Source organism: Nocardiopsis sp. FR4 (assembly GCF_009830945.1).
Taxonomy (GTDB): domain Bacteria; phylum Actinomycetota; class Actinomycetes; order Streptosporangiales; family Streptosporangiaceae; genus Nocardiopsis.
Genome location: NZ_VWVV01000008.1, coordinates 61,713 through 74,628, shown reverse-complemented (window position 1 = coordinate 74,628; position 12,916 = coordinate 61,713). Strand labels below are relative to the sequence as shown.

Annotated in this window: 12 protein-coding genes; 1 reads left to right on the top strand and 11 read right to left on the bottom strand. The window is 73.0% G+C overall.

Features of this window, described 5'->3' with window-relative positions:
* Positions 1-47 precede the first annotated feature (47 nt).
* The 10 genes from smc to recG all read right to left on the bottom strand — a co-directional run bounded on the left by smc (position 48) and on the right by recG (position 11,280).
* Complete coding sequence (gene smc / locus FYW95_RS09715) at positions 48-3,593, bottom strand: chromosome segregation protein SMC (protein WP_159941910.1); 3,546 nt, start codon at positions 3,591-3,593, stop codon at positions 48-50.
* Positions 3,594-3,968: 375 nt separating this feature from the next.
* Positions 3,969-4,160 carry a hypothetical protein gene (locus FYW95_RS09710; protein ID WP_159941909.1) on the bottom strand — a complete coding sequence of 64 codons (192 nt, stop codon included), beginning with the start codon at positions 4,158-4,160 and terminating at the stop codon, positions 3,969-3,971.
* Between the two features lie 364 nt (positions 4,161-4,524).
* Complete coding sequence (locus FYW95_RS09705; protein WP_159941908.1) at positions 4,525-4,812, bottom strand: acylphosphatase; 288 nt, start codon at positions 4,810-4,812, stop codon at positions 4,525-4,527.
* A gap of 60 nt (positions 4,813-4,872) precedes the next feature.
* A complete protein-coding gene (gene mutM / locus FYW95_RS09700; RefSeq protein ID WP_159941907.1) occupies positions 4,873-5,727 on the bottom strand; it encodes a bifunctional DNA-formamidopyrimidine glycosylase/DNA-(apurinic or apyrimidinic site) lyase in 855 nt (284 codons plus the stop codon).
* 6 nt (positions 5,728-5,733) lie between these two features.
* Positions 5,734-6,495, bottom strand: coding sequence for a ribonuclease III (rnc, locus tag FYW95_RS09695; RefSeq protein WP_159941906.1), 762 nt, complete (start codon positions 6,493-6,495; stop codon positions 5,734-5,736).
* A gap of 343 nt (positions 6,496-6,838) precedes the next feature.
* On the bottom strand, positions 6,839-7,015 hold the full coding sequence (gene rpmF, locus FYW95_RS09690) for a 50S ribosomal protein L32 (protein ID WP_013151268.1): 177 nt from the start codon (positions 7,013-7,015) through the stop codon (positions 6,839-6,841).
* Positions 7,016-7,142: 127 nt separating this feature from the next.
* A complete protein-coding gene (locus FYW95_RS09685) occupies positions 7,143-7,724 on the bottom strand; it encodes a YceD family protein (RefSeq protein ID WP_159941905.1) in 582 nt (193 codons plus the stop codon).
* Between the two features lie 149 nt (positions 7,725-7,873).
* Positions 7,874-8,368, bottom strand: coding sequence for a pantetheine-phosphate adenylyltransferase (gene coaD / locus FYW95_RS09680; RefSeq protein ID WP_159941904.1), 495 nt, complete (start codon positions 8,366-8,368; stop codon positions 7,874-7,876).
* Positions 8,369-8,450: 82 nt separating this feature from the next.
* Positions 8,451-9,041 carry a 16S rRNA (guanine(966)-N(2))-methyltransferase RsmD gene (rsmD, locus tag FYW95_RS09675; protein WP_159941903.1) on the bottom strand — a complete coding sequence of 197 codons (591 nt, stop codon included), beginning with the start codon at positions 9,039-9,041 and terminating at the stop codon, positions 8,451-8,453.
* 34 nt (positions 9,042-9,075) lie between these two features.
* Positions 9,076-11,280 carry an ATP-dependent DNA helicase RecG gene (gene recG, locus FYW95_RS09670; protein ID WP_159941902.1) on the bottom strand — a complete coding sequence of 735 codons (2,205 nt, stop codon included), beginning with the start codon at positions 11,278-11,280 and terminating at the stop codon, positions 9,076-9,078.
* Between the two features lie 423 nt (positions 11,281-11,703).
* On the opposite strand from recG, the gene rpmB reads away from it, so the two are divergent.
* Positions 11,704-11,889, top strand: a complete 186-nt coding sequence (gene rpmB, locus FYW95_RS09665; protein ID WP_013151263.1) for a 50S ribosomal protein L28 — start codon at positions 11,704-11,706, stop codon at positions 11,887-11,889.
* A gap of 94 nt (positions 11,890-11,983) precedes the next feature.
* Here rpmB and FYW95_RS09660 read toward each other — a convergent pair whose 3' ends face one another.
* A complete protein-coding gene (locus FYW95_RS09660; RefSeq protein ID WP_160050277.1) occupies positions 11,984-12,649 on the bottom strand; it encodes a cellulose binding domain-containing protein in 666 nt (221 codons plus the stop codon).
* Positions 12,650-12,916: the final 267 nt, after the last annotated feature.

Here is a 12,916-nt window from a genome sequence, read left to right as displayed (position 1 = left end):
CCGCGGGGCGGCCCCGGCCGCGTGCCAGGCTCCCGGCCTCCCGGGGGTCATGCGGGGCGTTCGAGCTTCTGGCTGATCACCTGGGAGATCCCGTCGCCCTGCATCGTGACGCCGTAGAGGGCGTCGGCCGCCTCCATCGTTCGCTTCTGGTGGGTGATGACGATCAGCTGCGAGGAGGCCCGCAGCTCCTCGAAGATCACCAGGAGCCGCTGCAGGTTGGTGTCGTCCAGCGCCGCCTCGACCTCGTCCATCACGTAGAACGGCGAGGGCCGGGCCTTGAAGATCGCGGCGAGGAAGGCCACGGCGGTCAGGGACCGCTCGCCGCCGGAGAGCAGGGACAGCCGCTTGACCTTCTTGCCGGGCGGGCGCGCCTCCACCTCGATGCCGGTGGTGAGCATGTCGTCGGGCGCGGTGAGCAGCAGCCGCCCCTCACCTCCGGGGAAGAGCCGCCCGAAGATCGCCGCGAACTCGCGCTCCACGTCCAGGTAGGCGGCGGAGAAGACCTCCTGCACCCGGGCGTCGACCTCCTGGACGATGTCCATCAGGTCCCGGCGGGTCTTCTTCAGGTCCTCCAGCTGCGCGTTGAGGAACGCGTGCCGCTCCTCCAGCGCAGCGAACTCCTCCAGCGCCAGCGGGTTGATCTTGCCCAGCTGATTGAGCTGGCGCTCGGCTGCCTTGGCCCGCTTGGCCTGCACCTCGCGCACGTACGGCAGCGGAACCGCGTCCTCCCCGGCGTCGGCGGGCGGGGGCACCGGGACGCGGGGGCCGTACTCGGCGACCAGGGTGGGCACGTCCACGCCCATCTCCTCCATCGCCTTGGTCTCCAGCTGCTCCAGGCGCATGCGCCGCTCGGCGCGGGCCACCTCGCCGCTGTGCGCGGAGCTGGTGAGCTTCTCCAGCTGCACGGACAGCTCGCGCACCCGGGAACGCACCGCCCGGAGTTCGGCGTCGCGCTCCTCCTTGGCGGCCTCGGCGGCGGCGCGCTCGGCCTCCGCGGCGGCCAGGGAGACCCCGATGCGCTCCAGGGCCAGCCGGGCGCTCTCGGCGACGGCCTCGGCGATGGTGGCCTGCGCGGCGCGGGTGCGGCGGCGTTCGGCGGCGCGCTCCATGGCTCGGCGCTCCTCGAAGGCCTGGGCCCGCAGCTGCTCGGCGCGGCCGGCGATCGAGCGGGCGCGCTCCTCGGCGGTGCGCACGGCCAGGCGGCGCTCCATCTCGGTGGCGCGGGCTCGCGAGGCCTGGGCGGCCAGTTCGTCGCGGGTCTCGGCGTCGGGGGCCTCCTCCTCGATGGAGGCGGCCACCTCCTCGGCCTCGGCCAACTCCTCCTCCAGGCGGGCCAGCCTCTGGGCCTCCTCCTCGCGTGCGGAGGCGGCCTTGGCGGCGGCCGCGGCGTAGCGCTCGGACTCGGCCTCGGCGGAGCGGGCCTGGCCGCCGAGCTTGCCCAGGCGCTGGGCGGACTCGTTGCGCTTGCGTTCGCCCTGGCGGCGGCGCGCGGCGATCTGTTCGACCTCGGCGGCCAGGGCGGCGCGCTCACCGCGGCGCTCCTGGAGTTCGTCCGCGATCCGCCCCGCGGTCTCGGTGGCCGCCTCCAGCCTCTCGGCCGCCTCGTCCACCGCCGCCTGCACCTCCAGCAGGCTGGGTGCGGCGGCGGAGCCGCCGTGCACCAGCGCGGCGGAGAAGACGTCGCCCTCAGGGGTGACGGCGCGCACGCCCGGCACCTTGTCCACCAGGTCCCGGGCGGCCCCCGTGTCGGTGACCAGGGCGGTGCGGTCCAGCAGGGCGGTCACCGCCCCCGCCAGGTGCTCGGGGGCCACCACGGCGTCGACCGCGTAGCGGGCCCCCTCGGGCAGAGCGGGCCAGTCGGGCCGGGGCACCGAGGCGGCGGCCCGGGCGATGACGACTCCGGCGCGGCCCGCGTCCTCGGACCGCAGCAGGTCCAGCGCGGCCACAGCGGTGTCGGGGTCGCGGACGGCGACCGCGCCCGCGGCGGTGCCGAGGGCGGCGGCCACCGCGGTCTCCTGGCCGGACTCGACCTGGACCAGGGCGGCGAGGCTGCCGAGCAGGCCGGGCAGGTCGGCGCCCAGCAGGGTACCCGCGCCGTCCTTGTGCGCCAGGCCCATTTCGAGGGCCTCCTTGCGGGCGGCCAGCGCGGCGCGCTCGCCCTCGGCGGTGCGCTCGGCGGCGCGCAGGCGTTCGAGCTCGGCGTCGGCCTCCGCGAGCAGCCGGGCGGCCCGCTCCTGGGCGGAGTCGAGTTCGGCGTCGCCCTCGTCGAGTCCGGCGGACTCCTCGGCGGCCATCTCGTACTCGGCCTGGGCTTGCTCGGCGCGCTCGGCGGCCTGGCGGGCAGCCTCCTCCAGGCGGGTGATCTCGGCCTCGCTGGAGGCCAGGCGCCCCCGCAGGCTCTCCACCCGGGCGGACAGCCGCACCAGACCCTCGCGGCGTTCGGCGGAGGCGCGGGCTGCTGCCTCCAGCCGCCGCTCCTCGCGGTGCAGGGCGTCCTCGGCGGCGGCGCGCTCGGTGACGGCGGTCTCCAGGACCTCCCGGGCCTCCTCCAACCGGGTGAGGAGCTCCTCCTCCTGGGCGGCGGCCTCCTCGGCCTCCATCTCCAGTTCCTCGGGGTCACGACGGTGCGCGGGCTCGTCGTCCGCGGCGGCGAGGTTACGGTGCCGCTCGGCGGCCAGGCCGCGCACGGCGTCCAGGCGCTCGGTGAGGCGGGACAGGGAGTGGTAGGCCTCCAGCGCCCGGGCCAGGACGGGGGCGGCGGCGGACGCCTGTTCCTCCAGTTCGGCCTCGCGCTCCTGGGTCTGGGTGAGGGCGGCCTCGGCGGCGGCGCGGCGGGCCAGGACGTCCTTCTCGTCCGCCTCCTCCTTGGCCAGCTGCTCGGTGAGGGTGGCGATGTCGTCGGCGAGCAGGCGCAGCCGCGCGTCGCGCAGGTCGGCCTGGATGACCGCGGCCCGGCGGGCCAGCTCGGCCTGGCGGCCCAGCGGCTTGAGCTGGCGGCGCAGCTCGGCGGTGAGGTCGGTGACCCGGTCCAGGTTCGCCTGCATCGCGTTGAGCTTGCGGATCGCCTTCTCTTTGCGCTTGCGGTGCTTGAGGATGCCCGCGGCCTCCTCGATGAGGGCGCGGCGCTCCTCGGGACCGGCGTGCAGGACCGTGTCGAGCTGGCCCTGGCCGACGATGACGTGCATCTCACGGCCGATGCCGGAGTCGCTGAGCAGGTCCTGGATGTCGAGCAGGCGGCAGGTGTCGCCGTTGATGGCGTACTCCGAGCCGCCGTTGCGGAACATGGTCCGCCGGATGGTGACCTCGGTGTAGTCGATGGGCAGCGCACCGTCGGTGTTGTCGATGGTGAGGCTGACCTCGGCGCGGCCCAGCGCCTGGCGGGTGGAGGTGCCCGCGAAGATGACGTCCTCCATCTTGCCCCCGCGCAGGGACTTGGCCCCCTGCTCCCCCATCACCCAGGACAGGGCGTCCACGACGTTGGACTTGCCCGAGCCGTTGGGGCCCACCACACAGGTGATACCCGGCTCGAAACGCAGGGTGGTGGCCGACGCGAACGACTTGAAGCCGCGCAGCGTCAGGTTCTTGAGATACACCCACACCTCCCACGACGGTCACCGCTGATACACACCGCGATCACCCAAGGGTGCCACGAAGCGGGTGACCAAGGGACGGGGTTCGGGCCGGTGTGCCGAACGGGTCGGCGGTCAGGGACCGCCACGCCCGGGTGGGGGGAGGGGGATGTCCGGCGGACACGGAGGGTTGTGACGGGGTCCGCCGGGTACAACGGTGGTAAAAGAGGCCGCAAAGGAAAGGAAAGAACACGGCCCGCTGGACTGAAGAGTCGTTTCCCGGTCCGTCGACGGTTCCGGCCAGGGACGCCTGGATCGTGCTCTCGGCGTCCCCTTCGATGGATCGTTCATGCCGGAAGGCCAGCCTGGCTGGGAGCCGAAACGTCGACGGTGTGCAGGTCAGGCGAGCGCGGGCTCGCGGTCGGCCGCACTGGAGGCGGCATCGGTGACAGCCATGGTGAGCTGGTCGTTCCTTGCCTGAAGACGGCTGATCTCGTCCTCAAGGTCGCGTACCCGCTTCTGAAGCCGACGCACCTCCGAGACCATCCTCGGGTCGGAGCCGCCGACGTGGCCAAACAGAGCCTTCGCCATGATGTGGGTCCTCCACACTGAGTGACCGGTGATGATCCGCGCGCGTGATGTCCCGCGGCCACGCCGTCCGGCGCCGCTCCACGGGGGCGGAATTGTTTGCGCGATGTGTCTTCCAGAGTCTCACTGCGCGCGCCACTGGTCAAGATTGGATTACAACAGTCCGTAACGGCCACAACCCGAACAGGCATGTGTCGGGCAGGTGGCAGCGCACGATTCGAGCACATCCACCCCGTGCTGCACCGGCGTGTGCGGGCGACGCGAAGACCGCATCGCGCGAGTTCTCACTCCGCGAGACCCCCGCACGAACCCTCCCGGCCGCCGTGGTCACGCGATGTGCTCGAATCGCGTTACCCCACCAGCATACTCACCGCTCGACGAATCCGCTGAACGCGCCCCCAGCAGAGGACCAACGTTCGACCACGGAGTCCACACGACCAGGTGTTCCGCCGCCCCTGAGTTGGCCAAGGAGCCCCTCGCACGCGCTCCTGGGCCCCTCGGCGACCACCTCGACCCGGCCGTCGGCGAGGTTGGTCGCGGCGCCGGCCAGGCCGAGTTCCAGGGCCTTGGACCGCGTCCACCAGCGGAAACCCACTCCCTGGACGTGGCCGCGCACCCACGCGGTCAGCCGGACGGTCTCGACGTCGTCCCCCACGACCCGACTCCTTACTTACCTGGCAGACATACTTTGCTCACCACAGGTGTACGAACGCCCTCAGACGCGTGCCCGGGGCGCCCTCTGGCAGCTCGGACAGCTGAAGGAGGACCGGTTCATGAACGCCTCGCGCACGATCAGCGCACCGCACCGGCCGCACGGGCGGTCCCGGCGCCCGTAGGCGTTGAGCCCGCGCTCGAAGTACCCGCTCTGGCCGTTGACGTTGACGTAGAGGCCGTCGAAGGTGGTGCCGCCCACCTCCAGCGCCTCGGTCATCACCTCGCGCACGTGCCTCAGCAGCTCGGCGGCCTGCTCGTCGGACAGCTCCCGCGTGGAGTGCGCCCAGTGCAGCCGCGAGCGCCACAGCGCCTCGTCCGCGTAGATGTTGCCGACCCCGCTGATCAGCGACTGGTCGAGCAGCGCGCGCTTGACCTCGGTCCGCCTGGCCCGCAGCGCCCGCACGAAGACCTCGGGCACGAAGCCGGGGTCCAGCGGGTCCAGGGCGATGTGGTCCACCGAGGCGGGCACGTCCTCGCGCGTCCCCGGCCCGTCCACCAGCAGGTGGCCGAAGGTGCGCTGGTCGACGAAGCGCAGCTCGGTGCCGTCCGACAGCGGCAGGCGCACCCGCAGGTGCCTCTCGTCGGGCTTGCCGACGGGCTGGACCAGCATCTGCCCGCTCATGCCCAGGTGGGTGAGGAGCATCTCGCCGCTGTCCAGGGTGAGCCACAGGTACTTGCCGCGCCGGTGGGCCGCGGTGGGCACCCGGCCGGACAGGCGCGCGGCGAAGTCGGCGGCGCCGGGCAGGTGCCGCCGCACCGACCTGGGGTGCAGCACCTCGACCGCGCCGACGGTGCGGCCCAGGGCGTGTTCGGCCAGGCCGCGGCGGACCACCTCCACCTCGGGGAGCTCGGGCACGTCCGCCTACCCCCGCCCCTTGCCGGAGACACTGCCCCCGGCGGCCTCGGCCGCGGTCCCGGCCGCCTCGGAGCGGGCCTTGATCGCCTTCCACGCCGACTCCGCGGCCTGCTGCTCGGCCTCCTTCTTGCTGCGCCCCTCGCCCAGGCCGTAGCTCTCCCCCGCCACGCGCACCGTGGCGCGGAAGGTCTTCTGGTGGTCGGGGCCGCTCTCGTCCACGTGGTACTCGGGGACACCCAGCATCTGGGCGGCGGTCAGCTCCTGCAGGGAGGTCTTCCAGTCCAGCCCCGCGCCCAGCCCGGAGGCGGTGGCGATCAGCGGGTCGAAGAGCCGGTGCACGAGCTCCGAGGCCACGTCCAGGCCGCGGTCCAGGTAGACGGCGCCGATGACCGCCTCCAGGGTGTCGGCCAGGATCGAGGACTTGTCGCGCCCGCCGGTGCCCTCCTCGCCGCGGCCGAGCCGGATGTAGGCGCCCACGCCCAGGCTCCGGGCGACGTCGGCCAGGGCGCGCATGTTGACCACGGCGGCGCGCAGCTTGGCGAGCTGCCCCTCGGGCAGGTCGGGGTGCTTGCGGAAGAGGGTGTCGGTGACCACCAGGCCGAGCACGGAGTCCCCGAGGAACTCCAGGCGCTCGTTGGTGGGCAGACCGCCCTTCTCGTAGGCGTAGGAGCGGTGCGTCAGGGCGCGGAGCAGGATCTTGGGGTCGACCTCGACCCCGATGGCCTGGTGGAAGGCCCTGGCCTCGGAGGCGGAGAGTTGGCTGGCCACTGGTTCACTTCCCGGTTCGGGCGCGCCGCTGCGGGCGCGCGGGCGGATCGGAGGGACGCCGCGGCCCGGCCGGATGCTCGAAAACGAGGTGACCGTCGCGGGAGACGCGCTCCCCCGGCAGCCACCACGAACTCGGGAACCCGGTGCCCGGCGCGGTGCCTGGTGCCACTGGTGCTCGTACGAGCCGTGTGCTGTTCCTCAGGTCACTCTACAAAGCCCGGCACGTCGGCGCTCGGGGAGTACGGAGACCAGGGCGCGGACAGCACTTCGGGGCGGACCCGTGGACGGATCCGCCCCGAGGCGGTTCGGGATTCGGGCGCGAGGTCCCGAGACCCAGCACGCGTTACGCCGGGTTGGTGACCTGGCGGTTGTTGTAGGTGCCGCAGGTCGGGCACGCGATGTGGGGCTGCTTGGGGTCGCGGCAACGCGGGCAGTTGACCAGCACCGGGCGCGACGCCTTCCACTGGGAACGGCGGGTCCGGGTGTTGCTCCGCGACATCTTCCGCTTCGGGACGGCCACTTCAATCCTCCTGGGTCACCCCCGCGGTCGCGGGAGGTCGCTTATCTGGTCACCCCGCGCGCTGTGGCGGGGAGGGTGTGCTCCGGTCGGGGGCCGCACGGGCGGCCTCCGTGACCGGTTCACGGACTCACCGTTCGCCGGGGTCCTCCGCGATTGCGCGGAGCGCCTCCCAGCGCGGGTCGACGTTGTCGCCGTGGCCGTGGTCGGGACCGGCCTCGGCGAGCTTGGCACCGCACTCGGAGCACAGGCCGGGGCAGTCGGGGCCGCACAACGGCGTGAGCGGGATCGCGAGCACGATGGCGTCTCGGACCACGGGCGTGAGGTCGAGCAGCTCGCCCTCTAGATAGTAGTCCTCATCCTCGTCCTCCGCGTCCTCGCCCGCTCCGGCGGCCCCGTCCTCGTCGGAGGGGTACCGGTACAGCTCCTGGAAGGAGGCCTCGATCTCGTCCGAGAGCGGGTCCAGGCAGCGCGAGCACTCGGCGCTGAGCTGGCCGCTGACGGTGCCGGTGACGAGGACGCCCTCCATCACCGCCTCCAGCCGCAGGTCGAGCTCGACCTCGCTGCCCTCGGGCACGGCCGCCATCGCCACGGAGAACCCCTCGGGAAGGGTCACGATGCGGTTGACCGTACGCATCGACCCCGGCTGGCGGCCCAGCTGGCGGGTGTCGACCACGAACGGGTCACGGGGATCTAGGCGAGACAGGGTCATCGGGCTTTCACGAGGAGTTGGTGCCGGGTGCGCGGCGAAGACCGCGCCACCGGCGTGAGCGCGCGCCGAGCACCGGCGACACCCATGGTCAAACCAAGATTGTACCTATCATGCGCGCGACCACCCAAATCAGCCGGACGCGGCACCGGTCAGCGGCCCCCGGCGGCGCGCTCGGCGTACTTCTCCCGCAGGCGCTCCTGCACGTAGGGCGTGACCAGGCTGGAGACGTCGCCCCGGTGCTGGGCGATCTCCCGGACCAGGCTGGAGGACAGGAAGGAGTACTGCGGGTTGGCCGTCATGAAGACCGTCTCCACCCCGGAGAGCTGGTAGTTCATCTGCGCGATCTGGAGTTCGTAGTCGAAGTCGCTGACCGAGCGCAGGCTGCGGACGATGGTCTCGATGCCGTTTTCCCGGCAGAAGTCGACGAGGAGCCCGTCGAACTCGCTGACCCGCACGTTGTCGAACTCGGCGGTGCCCTCCCGGAGCATGTCCAGCTTCTCGGGGACGGTGAACAGGCCGCGTTTGTTGACGTTGTTGAGCACGGCGGCGACGACCTCGTCATACTGCTTGGCGGCCCGGCCGATGATGTCGATATGGCCGTGGGTCACCGGGTCGAAGGAGCCCGGACAGACGACTCGGCGCACGGTGGATCGCCCCTTTCGGAAGCTACGTTCGGGTACCGCGATCGTAGGGGTTGACCGCCCCGCCGATACCGGCACCACCCGCTTAGGGCGTTTCCACCTGTGCGCCGGCGGGAGTGGGGCGGGCGTACCAGAGGACCGCCTCCCCGTAGCCCCGGCTGCGGTCGCGCTCCAGCCCCTCGGGCCAGGCGGGCTCGGCGCCGCGCTTGGAGCGCTCGACGACGACCACGGCGTCCTCGGCCAGCCAGCCTCGGTCGACCAGGGCACCCAGCACGCCGGCGACCTCGGCGTCGGAGACGGCGTAGGGCGGATCGGCGACCACGAGGTCGTAGGGGGCGCCGGGGTTGTCCTGGCCGACCACCCGCTCCACCCGGTCGGCCACCAGGCGGGCGCCCGGCAGGCGCAGCGCGGCGATGTTGTCCCGGACCACCTGGGCCGCCCTGCGGTCGGACTCCACCAGCAGCGCGTGCGCGGCGCCCCGGGACAGGGCCTCCAGGCCGATCGCCCCCGAGCCCGCGTACAGGTCCATCACCCGGATCCCGCCGAGGGAGCCGAGGTCGGACAGGGCGGAGGAGAACAGCCCCTCGCGGGCGCGGTCGCTGGTGGGCCGGGTGGTGCGGCCGTCGGGGGCGGAGATGCGCCTCCCCTTGGCCGTACCGGCGATGATGCGGGTCATGGCCCCACCGTAGCCAAGGACGCGGCGCCGGCGATCAGGCCTTGTCCAGGTACTCGGCGCGCTCCTCTGGCAGAAGCGTGCGCAGCGCCTCGGCCAGCGGCGGGTACCCCGTCAGCTCCGGGTCCGCCGCCGCGTAGACCGTGGCCTCCTCGCGGGCCTCGCCGATGAGCTCCTCGTCCTTGAGCAGGGTGAGCATCCGCAGACTGGAACGGGCGCCCGACTGGGCGTCGCCGAGCACGTCGCCCTCGCGGCGCATCTCCAGGTCCACCCGCGAGAGCTCGAACCCGTCGGTGGTCGCCGCCACGGCGGCCAGCCGCTCGCGGGCCGGAGAGCCCTCCTCGGCGTCGGTGACCAGCAGGCACAGACCGGGCAGCTGGCCGCGGCCCACACGGCCGCGCAGCTGGTGCAGCTGGGAGACGCCGAAGCGGTCGGCGTCCATGATGACCATCACCGTGGCGTTGGGCACGTCCACGCCCACCTCGATGACGGTGGTGGAGACCACGGCGTCGGTCTCCCCGGACGAGAATCGGCGCATCACCGCGTCCTTGTCGTCGGGGGCCATCCGGCCGTGCAGCACCTCCACCCGCAGGTCGCGCAGCGGCCCCTCCGACAGCTTCGCGGCCACCTCCAGCACCGCCAGCGGCGGGCGGGCCCCCTCCTGCTCCCCGGGGGGCGCGTCGACCTCCTCCTCGGCCCCGCCCCTGGCGTCGTCACCGATCCGCGGGCAGACCACGAATGCCTGGTGCCCCGCCCCGGCCTCCTCCCGGATGCGCTCCCAGGCGCGGGCCAGGAAGTGCGGTTTCTCCGCCGCGGGCACCACGTGCGTGGACACCGGGGCCCGGCCGGTGGGCAGCTGCGTGAGGGCGACCACGTCGAGGTCTCCGTAGACGGTCATCGCGACGGTGCGCGGGATGGGGGTGGCGGTCATCACCAGCACGTGCGGGCGCCCGTCCGCGGCCTTCTCGCGCAGGGCGTCGCGCTGCTCCACGCCGAAGCGGTGCTGTTCGTCGACCACCACCAGGCCCAGGTCGGCGAAGGTCACGTGCTCCTGGAGGAGGGCGTGGGTGCCCACCACGATGCCCGCCGCGCCGGAGGCCGCGTCCAGCAGGGCCTCCCGGCGCGCGGCGGTGTTCATGGAACCGGTGAGCAGCGCCACCCGGGTGGCGTGCTCGGCTCCGTCGATCTGTCCAGCGCGGCCCAGGGGGCCGAGCATGGCGCTGATGGAGCGGTGGTGCTGCTGGGCGAGCACCTCGGTGGGGGCGAGCAGGACGGCCTGGCCGCCGGAGTCGACCACCCGGAGCATCGCGCGCAGCGCCACCAGGGTCTTGCCCGCGCCGACGTCGCCCTGGAGCAGGCAGTGCATGGGGTGCGCGGCGTCGAGCCGTTCGGCGATGCGCTCGCCCACCTCGGTCTGGCCCTCGGTGAGGGTGAACGGCAGCCGGGCGTCGAAGGCGTCGAGGATCCCGCCCGCCGCCCCGGGGCGAGGCTTGGCGGGCAACTCCCCGGCCCGGTGCCGCCGCAGGGCGAGGGCGAGCTGCAGGACGAAGGCCTCGTCCCACTTCAGGCGCCTGCGGGCGGCGCCGACGTCGGACCACTCGGCGGGCCGGTGGATCCGGCGCAGGGCGTCGGCGATGTCCAGGAGCCCGTGGGCCTGCCGCAGGGCGGGCGGCAGCGGGTCGGGCAGGCTGTCGACGTCGGCCAGGACGATGTCCAGGGTGCGGGCGATGGTCGCGGAGTCCAGGCCCTTGACCGCGGGGTAGACGGGGATGAGCTCCTCGGCGTAGGCCCGGGCGCGCTCGCCCTCGCGGCCGTCCTCGTCGAGGAGTTCGTACTGGGGGTGGTCGAGCTGGCGGCGGCCCTTGAAGGTGGAGACGCGTCCGGAGAACATGGCCAGCCGCCCGGGGACGAGCGCGCCCTGGTGGTAGGAACCGCGGTTGAAGAAGGTCAGGTGCAGGCGGCCGGTGCCGTCGGTGACCGTGGCCTCCATCATGTCCATGCGGCGGCGGCCCTGGCGGGCGGGCACGGTGCGGCGCTTGGCGTCCAGGACGCGTGCCTGCACGGTGACCTCCTCGCCCTCGCGGAGTTCGGCGAGGTCGGTCAGGTCGCCGCGCCGGTCGTAGCGGCGCGGGTAGTAGCGCAGCAGGTCGCCGAGGGTGTGCAGGTCCAGCTTCTCGGCGAGGGCCTTCGCCGTCTTCCCCCGCAGCGGTCCCCTGCTCAGCGGTTCGTCCCAGGTACTCACGTGTGCTTCCCCGTCTCGGATCGCCGGTCACCGACACGGTAGTGCGCCGGTGCGACGCTCGCGCGCCTTCCCGGGGCCCGGTGCGCGCGGTCCGGGGCGGACCGGCGGCGGCCGCGGTCCGGGTCCCGTCGGCGGCCGCGGCGCCCGGCCCTCCCAACCGGGGTATACTCGGGGGAGTTCATCGCCTTTTCGCCATGCCCGCGTGGCGGATTCGATGCTCCGGTGGTCGGCGGCTGCGCGCCGCGGCCCGCCGTTGCGCGTACGGACACCGGTCGGCGGTCTGCATTGCCGCGTTCGTCCGTGTCCCTCGTGTACTCTTCCACGGTTGGCGTTCTCGCCAGCCAGTCCGCCCGACCTCTCCCGGTCGGATGAACCTTCGCGTGCGGCGACGTGCGCGATCCCGAGCGCTTGAATGGAGTTACCGTGGCTTCCGTCTGCGACGTCTGCGGCAAGGGACCAGGGTTCGGTAACAGTGTTTCCCACTCGCACCGTCGCACCCGCCGCCGCTGGAACCCCAACATCCAGACCGTCCGCACCCGCGTGGGCGGCACGCCCAAGCGCGTGAACGCCTGCACCTCGTGCATCAAGGCCGGCAAGGTGACCCGCTAGGGTTCCCGCTTTCCTGGATCTTCGTCGAAGGCCTCCGACCACCGCGGTCGGGGGTCTTCGCCGTGTCCGGGCGGCGGGGGCGGGAGGGGACGGCTCAGAGTTCGCAGACGTGGCCGTTGAGGGAGCAGCGGATCGGGCTCTGCGCGACGCCCTCGGCCTCGAAGGTGAGCGCCACCGACTCCCCGGGTTCCAGGCCGTCGCGCCCGTCGGGCTGGCGGGCCAGGATGCCGCCCCGGATCTCCTCCCAGTCGGCGCCGTTGACGCTCGTGACCTGTGCGGAGTCGAAGGCCAGGGCCAACTCCCAGGCGTCCAGCCGGGACCGGGAGGTGTTGGTGATGGTGACGTGGCCGGTGAACGCGGTCGGGGCGGACTCCAGGACCCGGTAGACGACCGTGGTGGGCTCCGAACCCGCCTGGGTCTGCGGTCCCTGCGTTCCGTCCCCTCCGGCGGCCGACTCGCTGCCCTCCGCTCCCGGGGAGGCGTCCTGTGTGGGCTCGGCGCCGTTCTGGGTGCCGGGGGTCTCGGTCGCACCCGGGGTGCCGCCGAACTGCAGGTAGATCTGCGTGGTGCTGTAGCCGAACAGCAGCAGGCCCAGGATGACGCCGGAGACGACGAGCACGTTGAGCAGGCGCGGTGGTTCGACGCGCTTGGGAACGGTGCTCTCGATGAAACCGCCGAGCCGCCGCAGCGCGCCCGCGTTCTCCGGCTCGCTGCGGTGCGCACCCCGGCGGGAGCCGTTCCGCCAGCCATGCCGCCCCATAAACCGCCCCTCGACGTTCCCTTCGCCCCGTCGGGCCCCGGACCGCTTCCTCCCCGCTACCGTCCTCCGTCGTGCCTCCCCGCCGCGTACGGAGGCCGGCCGCGGCGGACGGCCTGCTCCCGGCCTTTGAGGACCGGACGGTTCCACGAGGGTCCCGGAAACCGCCGCGACCTCCGGTCCGGACGTGCTGTCACCACCGTCCCCCGCGGAGGCGATGGGGGCACGTGCTGTCCGAATACGGCGTAGGTCACGTTCGCAAAGCCTAGC

Excerpts from the sequence above, each read along its gene's own strand:
- FYW95_RS09710 (WP_159941909.1), bottom strand. The coding sequence starts at position 4,160 with ATGGCGAAGGCTCTGTTTGGCCACGTCGGCGGCTCCGACCCGAGGATG.
- FYW95_RS09685 (WP_159941905.1), bottom strand. The coding sequence starts at position 7,724 with ATGACCCTGTCTCGCCTAGATCCCCGTGACCCGTTCGTGGTCGACACC.
- rsmD (WP_159941903.1), bottom strand. The coding sequence starts at position 9,041 with ATGACCCGCATCATCGCCGGTACGGCCAAGGGGAGGCGCATCTCCGCC.
- FYW95_RS09660 (WP_160050277.1), bottom strand. The coding sequence starts at position 12,649 with ATGGGGCGGCATGGCTGGCGGAACGGCTCCCGCCGGGGTGCGCACCGC.